Below are 18,773 nucleotides of genomic sequence, written 5' to 3' on the forward strand. Positions count from 1 at the left end.
AAATCGCGGGTACTCTAATGCAAAAAAGAAAGTGTTGAACCTGGCATTCACGCAACGGTCTTCAACGGCAGGCCCGCAAGGCCGAGCGCGGCCAGCGCCGAATCCAGCGATGCCGCCTGGCGTTCGGCGTAAAGTGCCAGCTCGTCCTGAACGGTAGCGCCAAGTGCTGCCTCGAAGGCGTCACGGTTCGAGCGGGTCGCGTAGTTCTGCTGCTGGTCGGTGCCGAGGTTCGACTGGAAGATGCCGGCCGCGCTGACGGGCAGGAAGTCTTCGTAGACGATCGGGGTGAAGGCGAGGTAACCCTTGGCAATCAGCGACTCCGGATCGCCGGGCAGCGTGCTGCCGGCCGCAGCGGCAATGCCCGCAGGCGTCGCGGCATAGCGGAAGAAGGCCAGATCCTCGTTGCGCAACTCATCCCAGCTGTCCGGCAGTGCCCTGAAACGTGCGGCGAGTTCGTCGTCGTAGGCACCGGCCTTGGCGCCGCCGGCGCCCACCTGCACCTCGCCGCGAACCGAGGCGAGCAGCTGGTCGTAGAGCGCCCGGCCCTTCGCCGTCAGCGCCACGCCGCGCTGTTCGATCTCGCCGAAGCGGGCGGTATGTGTCCCTTGAATCGCACCGTCATCACCGGAAAAGGCGATCATTTCTTCCAGCGCCTTGAAACTCGTCTGTCGCAGCAGGATATCGCAATGACGGCGCGGCGGCCCTTCGATGACGGCCTTCGGCGTGATGCCGCGTTCCGGCATGCGCGCCTGGACCGCGTCGATATCGAGCGTGCGCGGCGTCAGATGGTTGATATGCGGCCCTTTGAAGCTGACGACGTCGGCGATCAGCCGGTGGGCATCATGCAGGCGCTTATAGGTTTCGGCGCTGACTGTCGCTTCACCATGCCAGCGGAAGGTTTCCAGCGCCTCGGCAACGAATTCCGTCGCCTCTGCATCGGTCAGGCCGCCGTTCTGCTCGTGGCGCTCGATCAGCGTGACGGCGCGCGGCGTATAGATCCGCCGTTTCGCCAGAAGGGCTTCGGCCTCGCGGCGCAGCCCTTCGTCCTCGATCAGCTCCAATCGCAGCAGCGAGGTGAAGACCCGGAATGGATTGACGTTGAGCGCTGCCTCGTCGATTGGCCGGAAGCTGGTGGAATGAACCGGCACACCGGCGACCGAAAGATCGTAATAGCCGACCGGCTGCATGCCCATGACCGCAAACAGCCGGCGAATGGTGAAGAGCTCGTCAGCCGTACCGAGCCGGATGGCGCCGTGGCGCTCGACATCGATGCGCTCCAGCTCGCCGGCTTGAGCCAGACGTTCGCGCAGATCGGGATCGTTTTCGAGGCAGCCGGCATTCACATCCGCCACCAGTTCGATCAGCGTGCCGTATTGCGGCACCTCCGCCCGGTACATCTGCGACATCGCCTCGGTGAACAGCGATCGGATGCGGTCTGGGGAAACGAAGGCTTGCGGCATTGAGAAACTCCGGATCATTCCGTTTTTGCAGGATGAACCTCTTTACACGCGCGACAAAGCCTCAAATATCGCTATTTCGGAAATAGCCCATTCTGAAACGGAATGACCATGCTGACGTCCAGACGTTTTCTGCCATCGATTTCGCATCTCGCCGCCTTCGAAGCGGTTGCCCGTACCGGCAGCGTGACGGCAGCGGCGCGCGAACTCGATCTGACGCAGAGCGCCGTCAGCCGCCAGGTCAGCGCGCTGGAAGAGCAGCTTGGCGTCGAGCTCTTCCGGCGCGAACGCCAGACCATGCGGCTGACGCTTGCCGGCGACGGATATGCCCGCGAGATTCGCGAGGCGCTGCGGCGGATATCGAGCGCCTCGCTGAATCTGCGCGCCAATCCGCATGGCGGCACGCTTAATCTCGCCATCCTGCCGACTTTCGGCACGCGTTGGCTGGCGCCGCGCCTGGGACGCTTTCTCGCCGCCAATGCCGGCGTGACCATCAATCTGGTGACCCGACTTTCGCCCTTTGATTTCCGCCTCGATTCGATCGACGCCGCCATCCATTTCGGCCATCCGCACTGGCCGGGCGCCGAACTCGCGCTTCTGATGTCGGAGCGCACGGTGCCGGCCTGCAGTCCGGATTTTCTGAAGCAATATGCGATCTCAGGACCGGAGGATCTGCTCGCCGTTCCGCTTCTGCATCTGACGACACGTCCTGACGCCTGGGAGCAATGGTTCGCCGGCAATGGCGTTTCCTTCGAAAACGTGCACGGCATGCTCTTCGACCAGTTCGCCACCGCCGCGCAGGCCGCAATCGCCGGCCTCGGCGTCGCCCTGCTGCCGACATTCCTGATGCAGGAGGAGATCGGGCGCGGCGATCTCGTCGCCGCTGTCGACCGTGAAATGGAAAGTCGCGAGCGCTATTATCTCGCCTTTCCGCCCGAGCGCGCCGATTATGCGCCACTTGCCGCCTTTCGCGACTGGATCGTCGCCGAAGCGACCGCCAATCCGACTGCGTGACGAACGGCTTGCATCGGCAGGGCGCTTTCGACCATTATGCCTACCAAACAACTTTGCAGGAAATCTCCATGAAGCCGATCTTCGTCCAGCTCCAATGCGCACCCGGCAAGACCTATGATGTCGCCGACGCCATCTACCAGACCGAACTGGTCTCGGAGCTCTATTCGACCAGCGGCGAATACGATCTGCTGCTGAAGGTCTATATCGAGGAAGGCCAGGATATCGGCAAATTCATCAACGACAACATCGCCAATATACCCGGCATCGTCCGCTCGCTGACGACGCTGACCTTCAAGGCATTCTAGAGCAATTCCAGCAAAAGTGTGCAGCGGTTTTGCGTCCGGAATTGCGTGAAAACAAAAGAGATGGAGCGTTTCCGTGATTCGAGAAAAACGGAAACGCTCTGAATTCCCGTCAGACCCGGTTAACCTTTTTCGCGAAGATTGGCCCTCGCAAGCGGTCACCTAAACCGCGCCTTAACGCCGGGCATATCTGGTCGTTGTTATCACAGGCCCGCATCAGCGCGGGCCGGTACGTGCAGCGATAGGTGAAAAATGTCGATCGTCGAGGCAGAGAGGGCGCGCGCGATGCCGCAGTTGGAAACGGCTCCGCTGATCGTCCATGTCGTGCGCCAGTTCCTGCCCAATCGCGGCGGCCTGGAAGATGTGGTCGCCAATCTCGCCCGCCAGACCGTGCGCCGTGGTTACCGCGTGCGCGTCGTCACCCTGGATTCGCTCTTCACCGCGCCTAAAGACAAGCTGCCGCTTCGCGAAGATATCGACGGCATCGAGGTGGTGCGCATTCCCTGGTCCGGCACCAGCCGTTATCCGCTGGCACCGCAGGTTTTTCGTCATCTCGCCGATGCCGATCTCGTCCATGTCCATGCCATCGACTTCTTCTTCGACGCGCTCGCCTGGGGCCGGCTGCTGCACGGCAAACCGATGATCGTCACCACCCATGGCGGCTTCTTCCACACGCGGAAATACGCGACGATCAAGAAGATCTGGTTCCGGACATTGACCCGTGCTTCGGCGATGGCCTACCGCCGCGTCGTCTGCTGCAGCGCCTCCGACCTCAAGCAGTTTTCCGAGATCGTGCCCGACAGCCTGCTGATCGAAAACGGCGCCGATATCGGCAAATTCGCCGACACCGCTTTGCGCCGGGCAAAGCGCCGCATCGTCACGATCGGCCGGTTCTCGGTGAACAAACGCATCGACCATCTGCTCGATGCAATGGCCGCGCTGAAGACCCGCGACCCGGAATGGCATCTCGACATCGTCGGCGCCGAATCCGACCTGGACCGGGCCGATGTCGAAGGCGCAATCGAAAGCCGCCATCTTTCCGGCCGCGTCACCCTGCATGTGTCGCCCGACAACGACACCATCCGGCGCATCATCGCAGAAGCCTCGATTTTCGCCTCCGCCTCGGAATATGAAGGTTTCGGCCTGGTGGCGCTGGAGGCGATGAGCGCCGGCCTCCTGCCGGTGCTGAACGCCAACGATGCCTTTGTTACGCTTGCCGCCCGGCATCCTGTTCTCATGCTTGCCGATTTCACCAATCCTGAGAGCGCCGCCACGGCGATCGAAACGGCATATGAACACCTTTCGCGCCAACCGGACGCCGTTCGCGCCGAGCTTCTCGACGCCGCCCGCGGCTATTCCTGGGATATCGTCGCCGGACATTATATTGATCTCTACAGATCGCTTGATGTCAGCGCCGCAGAAAACATCTGATCCTGTCTTCCTACCGCATAAGCGCTACAGCCTTGCGCGTGTGAAAAGACGCGTGAGCTGTAAAATCCCCAGTCACGCTCTCGCCAGACGGATGATCTCGTCGAGCACGAATTTGCGCGATTGCGGCGGCGTCAGATTGTGGTCGGCATCCGGTAGCATCAGCAGGCGCACGTTCGGATAGCGCGAAAGCCTGGCGCCGCGCGGCCCGAAGTGGAAATAGACATGGTCGAGCCCGACATCACCCTCGCTGTAGATCAGCGTCAGCGGCACCTTGCGTTTGCCGAACAGCGCGAAGGAGTGCCGGACCTCGCGAGCGATATGGCGCCGGTCGGGGAGCAGCTCGAGCAACGGCGCGATCCACGGCGACAACCGGCGGCCGGCGGCGATGACGATATTCTGCAGCGCCGCAACGACATCCACCTGGCCGCGCAGCAGCCGCTTCAGCGTGTCGAGCCGCGCCAGGCGCTGGCTGTAATCATCGAGGCTACGGGGAACGGAGACGACATGCTCCCGGCGCACCGGCATGTCAGGATCCCAGTAATAGACGAAGGGATTGATCGACACGACAGCCTTCAAGCGCTCATCGGCGACGCCGGCGCGGAAGGCGACATAGCCGCCGCTGCATCGGCCGGCGACCATGACGGGGCCGGCGACGACACCTTCGAGCAGATCGAGCGCGGCGACTGCATCTCCGGTCTGCGTATCCGAATAAAGCACCTGTTCCGGCGCATCCGGCCGCGGCGGGCTGTCGCCGACATTGGCGGAATCGAAGCGCAGCGAAACGACGCCTTGGCGGGCAAGCTCGCGCGCCATATCAACCGTCGTCCGTCCCCAGCCGGCATGCCGATCATAGGCCGTCGACAAGAAGAGCACGGCATTGCCCTTGATCTCGCCGAGCGGCCGGCTGACGACGCCGACCAGATGATTATGGCTTCCGAAACGCACCGGAGCTTCGGCAAACCCATCGCCGGCAAGCGGCGGGTTGTCGATCGCCGCCGGTGAATGGGCGGCGGATGTCTCTGTCGTCGTTGCCTCCAGCCACGTCGTCAGCAGCGCCACGACAGCCATCGGCGTCTTGGCAAACAGCGGGTTGGTAGCGAGCTCGTCATAGCCGTCGAAGGCCTTCTGCTCGACATCGGCGCCAAGCGCCTTCAGCGCATCGGCAAAGCCGGTATCCTCGGCTTTGGCAGGACGTTCGAGGATCAGATAGCGGGAGGTTGCGAGCCCCTGCGGCGAGGCAATGTTGAGCTTGCCGAGCTCGGCGGCGATCTCTTCGGGCATGACGAGCCCGGCGATCTGCACCTTGGCGATCTGGACATGCTCCTTGCCGAGGCCAAGATCGGCATCGATGATCTTGGACCACATGTTGAGTTCGCGCAGATAGGCCCGGCCGCTCAGCACCGGCGCCAGCATGACGAGGCTATCGACGCCTTCGATCGAGGAGCCGACGCGGTGGGCAAGCGTCGCACCGAGGCCCTGGGCGATGAGGATGATGCGGTCGCAGCCGCTCAGCGACTTGAGCTTATCGGCGGCCGCACGGATCGAATCTTCCCAGGTTTCCAGCCTCGCCGGCAGTGCGCCGAAATCGAGCGCATCGCCGGTGCCGCGATAGTCGAAGCGCAGGCTCGGCACGCCGATATCCGAGAAATGCTCGGCCGCGACGCGGAAGAATTTACGGCTGCACATCTCCTCGAAACCCCAGGGACTGACGAAGAGCACCGCGGCCGAACGTTTCTTGGCGAGAGGATTTTCAGGCATGAACAGCCCGATCGTGCCGTCGAAGACCACAGGCAGGGCGGCGCTGCGTCCCGCCCCCTCGGCCGGTTCGAGCGAGAATTCACCGGGCGCGACCTTCGCACGATCGGGATCGCCGGGAAGCCGCGGCGCGATGAAATTGATCGCGTAGCCAACCGGTCGCCGCAGCAGGGACGGCATCTTCTCGAGAATGGAGCGCATGACTTCGACATCCTCGCCCGGCACGGCGCGCAGCACCCGGAGTGCTGCAAAATAGGCGAATGCGCCGGCGATGATGGCGCCGACCAATCCGGCCGGACCCTGGACGAATTCCAGCACGGAAGTCGCTCCGCAAGCACACAGCACGGAGGCGAGCGTCACCTTCGTCAGGCTTGCGTAGAGACCCGAAAGCTGGGATCCGAATCCTGTCTGTCTGATCATCATCACCGACATCGCAACGAATACGAGGATGCGCACGAGTGCGGCACCCTCGGCGGCAAGCCTAGGTACGATCAGTAAACAACCCGCTACCATCAGTAGGCCACCTATCACACTGATGTTCAGGCGGGAGCGGGCCCTGTCCATCGACAGCAAATAGAGGCTGAGGATCTGCATGAAGGTATAGGCGGGAGCAACGAGCGCAAGCAGCGCCACTACCGTCCCGCTGCGGCGGAATGCTTCGCCGAACACCACGAGCACCAGTTCGCTAGAGATCGCGGCGAGCCCCAGGCTCATCGGCAGCACGATATAGGCCATGCTGCGGGTAACGGCGGTAAAGACCTCGACCGGCAATGTCGAATCGTCGCTGCTGTGCCGCCGCTCGGAATAATAGGGCAGCAGGCTGCCGGTCATCTGGATCGGCAGTTGCAGTGCGATATTGGCGATCGACAGGCCGACGGCATAATAGCCGACCATCTCCACCGACCAGAACTGCTGCAGGAAGAGAAGCTCGAGGCGGTTGAGGAAAATGGAATCGATGATGAACTGGATCGACAGGATGACGGAAGAGGAGGCGAGATATTTCAGCGAGACCCCGCACCAGTCGCGCCGCGCCAGAAGGATCGGCAGCGTGGCGAAAAACAGCACGAGCTGGCCGAGCGCATAACCGACGAGAACGCCCTCGACGCCGTAGAAAACGGCGCCGACGGCAACGCCGGCAAGCTGCACGATCGAGACGGCGACCGTCAGCTTAAAGAAAGCGCCGAGCTTCTTTTCGCCGATCAGGTAGAATTTGACGAAGGATCCGATCGCCTGGATAAAGAACAGCACGCCCGTGACCAGAGCGACGGATGGCGCGGTGTCGGCCCAGTGCATCTTTTCGGAGGTGAGGAAGAACAGCGCGTAGAGCGCCAGCAGCACGACGGTCGAGAACATCATGAAGCTGACGAGGATGGCGGCAAAACCCCGCCGGCGGCGCGCGTCGAAGCCTTCCGCCGAAAGTTGCGGCAACGTCTTCAGCAGCGTGATGCTGGAGCCGAGCTCGGCGATCGAGGCGCCGGTCACCACCAGCCAGAGCGAGAAGGCGACGATGCCGTTGGCTTCCGGCCCGAGCAGCCGCGCGGTTATGATCGATGACACAAAGCCCGTCAGAAGCAGCAGCATGCCTGCCGCCGCGTTCATCACCGAGTTTGCGATAATACCCTTCGACATCTGTCCATCCGTCAGGATCGGCCTACCGCCGCATACCCGCCATCTCTAATGCGAAAATGTTAAAATAAAGCGGAGTGGCACCTTAGCTGGCCTGCATCGCCGCCAGCGTCTGAAGCGCCTTCTCGTAGCTGTTTTCCGCGAGGTAACGTAGCAGGAACTCCCGCGCCTTCTCGGCCTTCTCTCGTGCACGCTCGGGTGTGCGGAAGATATCTTGCAGGTGCGCCGCCGCCGCCTCGGGTGAGGGATCGGCCCAGACCGCGCCTTCGAGCCCGGCAAATTCGGGATGGGTATCGACCACCGGAATGAGGGGAGAGGCAACCAGCCAGCTATTGTCGGGATCGCAGAAATCCACCGTGCCCGACCAGGCCGTGGAAATGACGGGTGTACGCTGCATGATCGCCTCGGCCACCGTCAGCCCGAAACCCTCGGAACGATGCAGTGAAAGATAGGCATCTGAGCAGCGGATGAGGCCATTGATATCGGAATCCGACATCCTGTCGGTAACGATCCTGATCCGGGTATTGCCCGCGACCGAGGCGACCAGTTCGCGCAGGCCCTCATCCTTGTTGATATCGCCGCTGGCCTTCATCAACAGGAAGGCGCTGGGGCATTCGGCGGCAAATATCCGGAAGGCCTCGATGACGGCTTGCGGATTCTTCCGGTTGATCGAGGAGCCGGCGCTGAAGATGAAGCTGACGAGAAAGGCGTCTTCCTTGATGCCGAATCTCTGACGCATGCCTTCCGTCGCAGGCTTCTCGGTGACGGGATGCGGAACGACGATGACCGGTGCCGCAGTGAGGGGCGCAATCGCCCGCCTGGTGAATTCCGACGGCACGAAGACGGCATTCATGTAATGCATCGCATTGCGCCACTCGGCCGGCACGACTTCGAGCTCCCAGGCGAAATAGCCGATGTTGAAGGCGCGGGTGAAATTCGCCACGCCCTTCTTCAGGATGGCGCGCGGCAGCATCGGCGGATTGAGATGCCAGATCCGGCTTCCCGCGGGTTCGGTGGAGAGATGCGACGGCATCCATCCGGCGAAGGAATTCTCGTCAGGATGCGTGCTGACGTCGGAGAGCGAAATCGCCCGCCCCGCCTCCGACAATGCGCCGGCGCAGAGCCTTGCCGATTCGCCGACGCCGACCGCCATCGAGAGATAGCCGACGATTTCCACCGGCCTGCGCGGATTGAAAGCAAGACGCGACCGCGGGATCAGCCGCTGCAGAACATGGGCGCGCAGAAAGCGGTATATCGTTCTCAAATCACGGTCTTTCCCAATGGATCGGCATCATCCTTCGCAGCGGCGTCAGCCCTCGATTGCGACGCGATGCGAACTGCCTAGACTTCTGATCTCGCCCGCAGGCGGAATGTCGCTTTCCACGCCGGACAGCGCGTGGAGCTTCACGCGCCGCATCGCGCCGGGGGCAAGGTGGAACCAGTCGTCGTCGGCCCGATAGCCTTCGACGTCGATATGCACAGATTGCGCCAGCCGGTCGGCCCTGAGGTCAACGAACCAGTCGTCGCCGTCTCTGGTGAATGATGCTTCGATACCTGCATCATGCAGCGCCTTCCCCCGTCCGCACGGGAAGTGGAAGCTCTCGGCGAGAATGGCGCCGTCCGCCAGCGAGCGCAGGCGCGCCACACTGGCATCATGCGCCGGCGGCCCGAAACGGAAGGCATAGGTCGTGTCGAAGAAGGCGCCGAACAGCGCGGTGCAGGCAAGGCGCTCCGTATCTCTTGCCGCCAGCTTGAAGGCCCTGCTGCCGCTGACGACCTGCTGTTTTCCACCGCGCAGACAGACGACCTCGAGCTCGACATCGAGTGCTTCATCCGTCTCGTTGACGACATGCACGTCGAGACCGTTCGTTCCCTCGTCGGTGAAGACCACTTGCACCGGCCGGAATGCACGGCGCATCGCATACCAGACCGGCTTCGGCTCTCCGGTGGAGTCGATCACTCCCCAGCCGGGGCCGGGCAGCAGATCCTGCAGCGTCCAGACGAGCGCGCCATTGCAGGCGGAGCCCTTGCGCCGCCATTCGGCAAAAGTCTCCTCGATCACCTCGCCGGTAACGGCGCGGGAGAGATCGAGATAGCGTTCCGGATCTTCGCGGCGCAGCTCAGCCGGATCGAAACCGTAGAGAAGCTGCAGGTAGAAGTCGCGAACATCCTCGAAATCCCACGATGCACTGCGGTCGCGGGGCACGCGAGCCTTCCATAGCGGGCTGTGGACGGCGGGCACATCGAGATGACGCTGCAGCGTCCTTTGCTGCGGCACATGCGCGAAGGCGAGGCTTTCCGAGGCAAAACGCACATCAGCGCGGCGCGCATCGGCAATCGGTCGCATATAGGCACCGACGCCGTAATAATGCGCGATACCGGCATTGGGCGAAAAGGGCATCGCTCCGCCATATGGCGAGTTCGGCACATAGGGCACGTCGGGGCGCATGCGGGCGACGACCGCCGGGATGATTTCATCGGTGACCGGCCCGCTCCAGAATTCCGCCGGCAGGCCGAGCATTGCCGCCTGCTGGTGGACTTCGCTGCCGCCGCAGAGCACGGCCAGCGAAGGCGACGCCTGCACGCCGTGGAGGAATTCCTCGACCTCCGCATGCACGTGGCCAAGAAAAGCCTTGTCGTTGCGCGGATAATCAAAATTGGCGAACATGAAATCCTGCCAGACGAGCAGACCGAGTTCGTCGCAGAGCGCGAAGAAATCAGGCGTTTCGTAGGCCATGGTGCCGCCGATGCGGATCATGTTCATGCCGGCTGCAGCGGCAAGCCGCAGGAACGGCTCATAATCCGCCCGCCCGCCCGGCAATCGCGCGATATCGGCCGTCGTCCACACCGCGCCGCGGCAGAAGATGCGTTCGCCGTTGACGAGGAGCGCGAAGTCGTCGCCATCGGCACCACGGTCGACGTCGATACGCCGAAAGCCGGTCCTGCCGAGCGGATATTCCACGCCGTCGGAAACCAGCGTCAGCGCGTAGAGACGCGGAGCGCCATGCGTATGCGGCCACCAGGCCTCGATGTCGGAAAGCTTGAGGATAGCCGAGTAATGACTGTCGCCGACCTTCTCGAAGGGCTGCTCCATCCCGCCGCAGCGCAGCAGCATTGCCGGATCCTCGGCATTGCTATGCAGGGAAACGCTGAGGCGGCCGACACCACTCTCCTCCAATACGGCGCGGATCGAGACATTGTCGATCGAGACGGGATGACGCCGCACCATCGAAATCGGCCGCCATGGCCCGACGGCATGGATATCGGGGCACCAGCCCGGCATGTGGCCGAGCAGCGTCGTGCGGAAATTCTTCAAGCCCGCCGGCGTAATCATCTGCGGCCGCCAGCGCGCGCGCGGGCCCGGCTCCGACAGGCGGGGGCTAAGCGCCCGGAAGCACAGCGCCAGTTCGTCGCCGCCCGAAAGCGTCACCGGAATCTCGTGCGCCGTGAACATGCTCTCGGAAAACAGGATTTCCTGGCCGTTCAGGAAGACGTGGCAGAGCGTCGCCAGCCCTGCGAAACGCAGGATCGCGTCGCCGGGTTCGGCATCGAAAAGCCGGCAGAGATACCAGGCATCCCGCGTGTTCAGCGGCTCGGGATTTTCACGGTCGAAGAGCCCGGCTTTTTCGAGCGCGGCGGCGACGGTGCCGGGAACGGGTGCTGGAATGAACTGTGCGGAGAGCGGGATGTCGTGCGGCACGGCGCAGGCGCCCGGCTCCGTCAGGATCAGGTTCCAGCCTTCGGAAAGTAGACTTTCCTCGGCACCGATGCTCGCCAAACGCCCCCGCATGGTCAGATCTCCGGCCTCAGATTCGCCCCGCAAGCGACGCCATCATGGAATCCCATGCATCGGCGGCCGGATCAAGTGCTGCCTGCAACGGCTCGAACTTCCTGCGGGTGACGGCGCGGGCAAGCTGGAACTGCACCGATTTCGCCACGTCCGAAATACGCCTGGCATGCTCGGCGGCAGCGGCGAATTCACCAGGGGAAAGCCAGGCGAGGTAATCGGCCGCCAGCTCGAAATTGGCGCCCACCTGGCGAAGCGTGTTGAAGGCGTATTTGTGGAAGAAGCCGAACGGCCGTTCCGCCAGCGATTCGACCTGTTGCGGAAAGACGCTTGCAAAGGCGCGGATCGGGTTTTCGCGGGGACGCCGGGCAAAATGAAAACCGGCAAGCCGCCGTGCGCTCGCGCGCAGATGCGCCTCATCTGCCGGCCTTTCCGGGAAACGCGCAAATTCCGTGTAGGGCAGGAATGGCGGGTCGTTTTCCGTCAGATGCAGCTGGAACAAACCGTCGAAATCCTCGCCTTCGAGACGGAAATAACCGGCATTGTGGAAATAATCGACGCGCTTGGCCGCAACGTCCAGGCGGTTGATAGCAACCGTCGTCTTGCCGTGCTCCTGCCGGTAGGCCGTGCCGCGCGTATCCGGCATGTAGAAGGAATCCATTTCGATCAGGCAGAGACGAGCCCGCGCGATCTGAACCTCGACATGGCGTTCGACACGGTCGTAGATGGCAAGCTCGGTCACACGAATGCCGTAGAGCGCTTCCAGATCCTCAAGCGGCACCTTGAAGAAGGTGAACTGGTCGCCCTCGAAATCCTGCGTCAGGGTAAAACCCAGCATCGCCTCGGGCGCAACGCCTGATGTCGCCAGAACCTCGATCCAGAGATCGACATAGCAATTGGTTTCCGGCCAGGCGCGCTCGCCGGTATGCAGCGCATGCGCCCGGTAGGTTTCCGGGTCGATTCCCGAAAAGACCGATGTCATCGATTTGCTCAGCCCCACAGCGCTTTCCGTACGCTGGCCGGCCAGTGCTTCACATCGAGTCCGTGATGATGGAAGAGGGCAAGGGCGATGCGCTCCAGTCCGAAGCCGACGCAGGCGGTGTGCGCGACACTGCCGTCCTCGAGATTGAGACCCCATTTCGTGCCGAAGGCATCCTGATGGTAGTTGAAGCTCATGCAGGCGGTCGGATTGGCAGCCGAGGTGATCGGGATCAGCAGCTCGAACTTCAGGTTCTGGTCGCGCTGATTGTTGGCGAGCATCTTGCCGGCGCGGCCGAAGAACGGATCATTGGCAACGTCGATCGTCACCTCGAGGCCGACGGTCTTCATCATCTCGACGCCGCGATCCATCCAGCGCTGGCGGAAATCGGTGACGTGCAGCTCTGTGCCCATGCAGACATATTCACGCATGCGGAAAAGCTGCTGTCGGGCAGGGTCTTTCGACGGCTCATGGCGGAAGCAATAGGATTGCAGGTCGAAGAGGCCGCCCGTCTCCGGCAGATTGCCGCGCTTGGCGATCGTCGGATAGAGCGGATAGCAGGCAGCCGGCGTCAGCACGATGTCGGTCGCCTCCTGTCCCTTGGTCCAGTCTTCCCCGACTTCCATGCATTGCAGCAGGCTGACATGATCGAGCTCGCTGCCGCAGAAGCTGTGCACCGTGCCGGCGAGCTGCGGAAAGCTCTTCATGTAGCCGCTCTTTTCGAAGAAGGCGCGGTTCATGCCGGGCGGAAAACGCATGGCTTCGGCACCATCGGCGCCGCCGAACGTGTCGATCAGGCGCTCGAAGGCAGCGATCACGTCTTCGAACTGGCCGCTGCGGCCGTAGAGCCCGTCGATGCCGGTATCGATCAACAAGCCGGATTCGAAAAGCCGGTCCAGAAACGAGGTCTGCATATCCATGACTGTCACCCCAGTAGGCTAGTGTCCTGCTTATGGACAAGAAGCATGCTCGACGTGTTGCCGAGGATGCGGTCATTCGAAATCATGAGCTGTGCGGAATGCGCGTCGCGCAGATGGCGTCCGAGGCTGAAGGGCGTGCCGTTCTTGTAGCCCATGATGCCGCAGATCAGCATGGCATGGTTGACGATCTCCAGGATCGTCTCGGACGAGGCAATTTTGACATTGTTCATCGCCACCGCAAATCCCATCGAAGACAGCCTGTCGGCATCGGCCTTGGCATCCTCATAGGCCTTGAGGCCGGCAACCACGTTGGATTTCACCATCTGCAGCAGGTTCGAAACCTCGGCGAGGCGCAGCGCGCCCGGCGGCTGGGCATCCGGCGCCTTGCGGGCGGCAGCGCGCACGAAAGCCTGGGCGCGCACAACGGCATCGACGGCGATGCCGTACCAGACGCCGCTCCAAAGCAGATGCGAAGAGGCGAGCATGGATTGCGCCGCGATCTCAGCGAAAGGCTTCGGCAGGATCTGGCAAGCCGGCGCTTCGCCCTTGAACAGGAACCCATCGGAGCAGGTGCCGCGCATGCCGAGGGTATTCCAGACATGCGTTTTCTCGATCGTGTACTGGTCCTTGAGGAAGGCCGTCAACACCTGATCGGAGGAAGCCGCCTGCGCATGGGCGCGCGAGGTGATAAGGATGGCGTCGGCGTGCGAGCCGTAGGAAATGACGGTCGCATCCTTTTCGAGGCGGCACGTGTCGCCATCGACCTCGACCGCGCAGATGCTGTTGCGCAGATTTCCGCCGATACCGCCTTCGGTGGTGGCGGATGCGATCAGCAACTGCTCGGCTGCGATGCGGCGCATGAAACCGCGATGCCATTCGCTGTCGGCGCCATGTTCAACGAGGCTCGACAGCTTGATGTGGTGCATGGCGAAGACCATGGCGCTTGCAGCGCAGGCCTGGCCGAGCATCGAGCACAATTCGGCGATCTCGGTGATCGAGGCGGATTCGCCGCCGAAGTGGCGCGGCACCTGGATGCCGAGCAGCCTTTCGGCCTTCATCGCATCGACGGCTTCCCGGGGGAAGCGGGCCTCGGCATCAACGGTATCCGCGTGTTTCGCCGCGATTTCGGCGACACGGGCTACCCTTGTGACAAGACCGTCCTGCATGATCTTGACGGGGAAATTCATCAGGCGACCTTCCGGCTGTCCCGGATCAGATCGACGGTCCTGGCGATGGCCGAGATGCTCGCGAAGGATTTGCGGTTCAGGAGATTGTCGGGAAATTCGATGTCGAAGGCCTCTTCGAGGCCAAGCATCAACTGCACAGAAGCAAAGGACGTCAAACCTGCCGCATAAAGATCGGCGTCGTCGGCGACCTGGTCGATCGACCCAGGAAGCTTGCCGAATTTGGCTACGAGGTCGCGGATTGCCTTATTCATCCCATCACTCCAAGATTCTCATGATCCCGAACCGGCGTTCATCGCCTTGTCATGAGCGTTCTTTTAGTGCGGAAAACAGAACATTCCGCTAATTAATTGAGTTAAATATGACTGAGGCTCACAGTTAGGATTTTAACGATCACTCCTGCTCCGTCGTAAACAACCACCTTAAATCAATGACTTAAGGTAATTCCGATACTGCGACACACTCTGGTTTCTGGCGTGGAGAGTACAGAAATGACACGCAAACGCCGCGTTTTGTCTCAATCGGCCGGCGGATAGGAATGCTCGCCGCCGCGATAATCGGTGACGGAATAACATCCGTCGCCTGTTGCCCGGATCGCGCTCCCACTGACGACGGCCTTGCCGTGACCGCCGGGGATATCGAGGATGTAGGCCGGCTGGCAGAGACCGGAAATCCGCCCGCGCAGCGCCGCGACGATCTCCTGCCCCTCCTCGATCGTCACTCTGAAATGGCTGGTGCCAGGCGCCAGATCCGGATGATGCAGGTAATAGGGTTTGACGCGGATTTCGACGAAGGCCTTCATCAGCTTCGCCAGCACGTCGGGATCGTCGTTGACACCCTTGAGCAGCACCGACTGGCTGACCATGGCGATGCCGGCATCGACGAGGCGGCCGCAAGCCGCCCGCGCTTCCGGCGTCAGTTCCCGGGGGTGGTTGGCATGCAGCGCGACATAGACCGTCTTGCCGCTCGCCTTCAGAGCGGCGATCAGCGCCGCATCGATCTTCTCGGGGTCGACGACCGGAACACGCGTATGGAAACGCACGATCTTCACATGCGCGATCTCGGCAAGCGCCTCCATGATCTCGCGGAGCCGGCGCGGCGAAAGCACCAGCGGATCGCCGCCGGTGAGGATGACCTCCCAGATCTCCTCATGACCGCGGATGTAATCGAAAGCGGCCTGCATCGCCGCCGCATCGAGCGTGCCGAGGCCTTGCGGCCCGACCATTTCGCGCCGGAAGCAGAAGCGGCAATAGACCGGGCAGACATGCACGGCCTTGAGCAAGACACGATCGGGATAGCGGTGAACGATGCCTTCGACGGGGCTGTGGGCATGATCGCCGATCGGATCGGTGCGTTCTTCCGGGGCGATCGTGAGTTCTGCCGCATCGGGCACGAATTGCCGAGCGATCGGATCATCGGGATCGGCTCGATCGATGAGCTTGCTGATCGCAGGCGTCAACGCAATCGCGTAGCGCGCCGCAACCTCCTCAAGCCTCGCACGATCGGCAGGCACGACCAGCCCCGCCTTCACAAGATCGTCGACGCTCTTGATCGATTTGACGACATTCATCTTCCATACTCCGCCACCGGCGCCCAGAGCACCTGGTCGATGCGCGATGCTCCCGTCGCCAGCATCACCAACCGGTCGAAGCCGAGCGCGATACCGCTTGCCTCAGGCATCAGCGACAGCGCGGCGAGGAAATCCTCGTCAATCGGATAGGTCTCGCCGTAGACCCGCGCCTTCTCGGCCATCTCGATCTCGAACCGTCGCCGCTGTTCGGCAGCGTTGGTGAGTTCACCGAAGCCGTTCGCAAGCTCGACGCCGCAGGCATAGAGCTCGAAACGTTCGGCAACCCTGGAGTCGCGCGCCGAGGGACGGGCAAGGGCTGCCTCCGAGACCGGATATTCGTCGAGAATGGTGATGCGGCCGAAACCGAGATGCGGCTCGATCTTTTCGACCAGCACCCGGCTGAAGAGATCGGCCCAGCCGTCGTCATCGGCAACACGCATGCCGACGCGCTTCATCTCGGCGGCCAGATGGTCGCGATCGGTCGATCCGTCGGTGGCGACGGAGGCGAGAAGATCGATGCCGGCATGACGCTCGAATGCTTCGGCAACGCTGGTCCGCTCCGGCCCGGCGAAGGGATCGCTCTCGGCGCCGCGATAGGCAAGCTTGCCGGTCTTCACCGTCTCAGTCGCCAGCGCCAGGATGCGCACGCAATCCATCATCAGGCTCTCGTAGCTTTCGCCGGCCCGATACCATTCGAGCATGGTGAACTCAGGATGATGCAGCGGCCCGCGCTCGCGATTGCGATAGACATGGGCAAAACACGAGATGCGCTCCTCGCCCGCCGCAAGCAGCTTCTTGCAGGCAAATTCCGGCGAGGTATGAAGGTAGAACGGCGCCTTTTGCCCATCCGTCGTCAGCGCTTCCGTGGCGAAGGCATGCAGATGCGCCTCGTTGCCGGGAGAGACCTGCAGCACGGCCGTATCCACCTCGATGAAATCCTCGCGCGCGAAAAACCCGCGCAACGCCGCCTGGATCGCATTACGTCCGATCAGGAGCGGACGGCGGTCGGCATGCACGGACGGGGTCCACCAGGGGGACGCTTTCGCCGAAGAGTTCATTCCAAGCTTTCTTCGCCGGAGAGGCCGGTATGGGGGGTGGCTATTTCCCGGATTTTAGGTTAGTTGCGCCCCAAAGAAAAACATTTGCGTCTTCGGGGGCGTCTCGACAGTCATTTACGACGCCGAAAGCCGAGTTACAAGGAAGTCTTATGGTCAAGGTCATCGCCTCTTCGGTCCGCAAGGGCAACGTTCTCGATGTCGACGGCAAGCTCTACGTCGTTCTCACCGCCCAGAACTTTCATCCGGGCAAAGGCACGCCGGTCACCCAGGTCGACATGCGCCGCATCGTCGACGGCGTGAAGGTTTCCGAGCGCTGGCGCACCACCGAACAGGTCGAGCGCGCCTTCGTCGAAGACGTCTCCTTCCAGTTTCTCTATGAAGACGGCGAAGGCTTCCACTTCATGAACCCGGCGAGCTACGACCAGGTCGTCGTCGATGTCGCCACGATGGGTGACGACAAGGCTTATCTGCAGGAAGGCATGTCCTGCATCCTCTCGATGCATGAAGGTATTGCGCTGGCGCTCCAACTGCCGCGCCACGTCACGCTCGAAATCATGGAGACGGAACCGGTCGTCAAGGGACAGACGGCATCGTCCTCCTACAAGCCGGCGATTTTGTCGAACGGCGTGCGCGCCATGGTGCCGCCGCACATCAATGCCGGCACCCGCGTCGTCATCGCCACGGAAGACAATTCCTACGTCGAACGCGCCAAGGACTGATCCTGGTTTCAGCCTATCGAAGAGGCCGGCTCACGCCGGCCTTTTTTTGTATCCGCCGTCTCAATTAATAAGTAGAGCGTGATGCCGTCCGAAAGCCGCTCACACTTTTCGGCATCAAGCTCTAAAGCGCGTCGCGATCTTTCAGATTCGCTCATCGCGCTTTAGGTCTTTGTTTTTACGCATGTCGTTATCGCAAAACCGCGGCACACTTTTGCGCGACATGCTTTAGAGATGCGGGTTGCGCGGCCGGTATTTCTTGACGAGCTTCTGGTTGATCTCGGCAGCACCCGGCATGTTGGCGCTGAGATAAATTGGCGCATCGCCGGATTTGGAAAGCTCCGAGGCGACTTCGGCGAAGATCGCATTGATGACGGTCACCCCGACCGCCGTCGAGACTGGCCCAACCCGAAGCCCCGTGCCTTCGAGATCGACAACGGCGTCACCCGGTGGCAGCCCGTTGTCGAGCACCACATCGGCCACGTCGGCAAGCCGCCGGCGGCCATTGGCGATCGCTGAGGAGTAGGCGATCGAAGTGATGGCAATCACCTTTGCGCCGATTTCGCGCGCATAGTCGGCGGCCTCGATCGGCGCGGCGTTCACACCCGAATTGGAGGCGATGATGATGACATCGCCCGGCTGCATGCCGTAACGCTCCAGCATCGGCCGCACCAGGCCCTGCGTGCGCTCATAGACCGAACTGATGACCGCGCCCTCGTGCAGCATGGCCGAGCCGACGAGTACCGGCACGGTGAAGGCGAGCCCGCCGGCACGATAGTGCACCTCTTCCGCCAGCATATGCGAATGGCCGGTGCCGAAGACATAGACGCGCTTGTCGCCATGGGCAGCATCGAGGATGACCGCTGCTGCCTGCGCCATCGGCTGGGCAAGCGTCTGCTTGAGTTCTTCCAGCCGGCCGATCAGATTGGAGAAGTAGGCATCGGTAATGTCAGTCATCCGGCTTATCCTTGATT

The 18,773-nt window shown here is 62.2% G+C and carries 15 protein-coding genes; 4 read left to right on the forward strand and 11 right to left on the reverse strand.

Annotated features, from left to right (window positions below; all coding sequences use genetic code 11):
- Positions 1-47: 47 nt before the first annotated feature.
- Entirely contained in the window at positions 48-1,478 is a 1,431-nt protein-coding gene (locus G9X67_RS28835) for a VOC family protein (protein ID WP_138331876.1), read from the reverse strand.
- 84 nt (positions 1,479-1,562) lie between these two features.
- On the opposite strand from G9X67_RS28835, the gene G9X67_RS28840 reads away from it, so the two are divergent.
- The 3 genes from G9X67_RS28840 (at position 1,563) to G9X67_RS28850 (ending at position 4,204) form a co-directional block, all read left to right on the forward strand.
- Positions 1,563-2,471, forward strand: a complete 909-nt coding sequence (locus tag G9X67_RS28840) for a LysR family transcriptional regulator (RefSeq protein WP_138331877.1) — start codon at positions 1,563-1,565, stop codon at positions 2,469-2,471.
- Between the two features lie 68 nt (positions 2,472-2,539).
- Positions 2,540-2,776 carry an Lrp/AsnC ligand binding domain-containing protein gene (locus G9X67_RS28845; protein ID WP_138331878.1) on the forward strand — a complete coding sequence of 79 codons (237 nt, stop codon included), beginning with the start codon at positions 2,540-2,542 and terminating at the stop codon, positions 2,774-2,776.
- A 249-nt stretch (positions 2,777-3,025) separates the two neighbouring features.
- Positions 3,026-4,204, forward strand: coding sequence for a glycosyltransferase family 4 protein (locus G9X67_RS28850; protein ID WP_171600237.1), 1,179 nt, complete (start codon positions 3,026-3,028; stop codon positions 4,202-4,204).
- 72 nt (positions 4,205-4,276) lie between these two features.
- Here the strand turns inward: G9X67_RS28850 and G9X67_RS28855 are convergent, their stop codons facing one another.
- From G9X67_RS28855 to epmA, 9 genes are all read right to left on the reverse strand, one after another.
- On the reverse strand, positions 4,277-7,588 hold the full coding sequence (locus G9X67_RS28855; RefSeq protein WP_171600238.1) for an oligosaccharide flippase family protein: 3,312 nt from the start codon (positions 7,586-7,588) through the stop codon (positions 4,277-4,279).
- An 82-nt stretch (positions 7,589-7,670) separates the two neighbouring features.
- The gene (locus G9X67_RS28860; RefSeq protein ID WP_171600239.1) at positions 7,671-8,849 is read right to left on the reverse strand and encodes a glycosyltransferase family 4 protein; all 1,179 of its coding nucleotides are present in this window, start codon (positions 8,847-8,849) and stop codon (positions 7,671-7,673) included.
- 45 nt (positions 8,850-8,894) lie between these two features.
- Positions 8,895-11,375, reverse strand: coding sequence for a glycoside hydrolase family 2 protein (locus G9X67_RS28865; protein ID WP_171600240.1), 2,481 nt, complete (start codon positions 11,373-11,375; stop codon positions 8,895-8,897).
- A gap of 16 nt (positions 11,376-11,391) precedes the next feature.
- A complete protein-coding gene (locus tag G9X67_RS28870; RefSeq protein WP_210259015.1) occupies positions 11,392-12,354 on the reverse strand; it encodes a DUF1839 family protein in 963 nt (320 codons plus the stop codon).
- A gap of 8 nt (positions 12,355-12,362) precedes the next feature.
- Positions 12,363-13,271: an amino acid--[acyl-carrier-protein] ligase gene (locus G9X67_RS28875; protein ID WP_138331884.1), complete on the reverse strand. Its 909-nt coding sequence runs from the start codon at positions 13,269-13,271 to the stop codon at positions 12,363-12,365.
- A gap of 5 nt (positions 13,272-13,276) precedes the next feature.
- A complete protein-coding gene (locus tag G9X67_RS28880; protein ID WP_138331885.1) occupies positions 13,277-14,458 on the reverse strand; it encodes an acyl-CoA dehydrogenase family protein in 1,182 nt (393 codons plus the stop codon).
- Positions 14,458-14,709 (reverse strand): acyl carrier protein, encoded by a 252-nt coding sequence (locus G9X67_RS28885; RefSeq protein ID WP_003543737.1) that lies wholly within the window; start codon positions 14,707-14,709, stop codon positions 14,458-14,460. The genes G9X67_RS28880 and G9X67_RS28885 overlap by 1 nt, the downstream gene beginning before the upstream one ends.
- Before the next feature lie 263 nt (positions 14,710-14,972).
- The gene (locus G9X67_RS28890) at positions 14,973-16,025 is read right to left on the reverse strand and encodes a lysine-2,3-aminomutase-like protein (RefSeq protein ID WP_171600242.1); all 1,053 of its coding nucleotides are present in this window, start codon (positions 16,023-16,025) and stop codon (positions 14,973-14,975) included.
- Positions 16,022-17,083 carry an EF-P lysine aminoacylase EpmA gene (gene epmA / locus G9X67_RS28895; protein ID WP_171600243.1) on the reverse strand — a complete coding sequence of 354 codons (1,062 nt, stop codon included), beginning with the start codon at positions 17,081-17,083 and terminating at the stop codon, positions 16,022-16,024. The genes G9X67_RS28890 and epmA overlap by 4 nt, the downstream gene beginning before the upstream one ends.
- Before the next feature lie 149 nt (positions 17,084-17,232).
- On the opposite strand from epmA, the gene efp reads away from it, so the two are divergent.
- The gene (gene efp / locus G9X67_RS28900; protein WP_012759420.1) at positions 17,233-17,802 is read left to right on the forward strand and encodes an elongation factor P; all 570 of its coding nucleotides are present in this window, start codon (positions 17,233-17,235) and stop codon (positions 17,800-17,802) included.
- Between the two features lie 225 nt (positions 17,803-18,027).
- Here efp and G9X67_RS28905 read toward each other — a convergent pair whose 3' ends face one another.
- Positions 18,028-18,756: an SIS domain-containing protein gene (locus G9X67_RS28905; protein ID WP_130822695.1), complete on the reverse strand. Its 729-nt coding sequence runs from the start codon at positions 18,754-18,756 to the stop codon at positions 18,028-18,030.
- Between the last annotated feature and the right edge of the window lie 17 nt (positions 18,757-18,773).

The sequence above is a fragment of the Rhizobium sp. WYCCWR 11152 genome, from assembly GCF_013087615.1.
In the GTDB taxonomy this organism is placed as follows: domain Bacteria; phylum Pseudomonadota; class Alphaproteobacteria; order Rhizobiales; family Rhizobiaceae; genus Rhizobium; species Rhizobium indicum.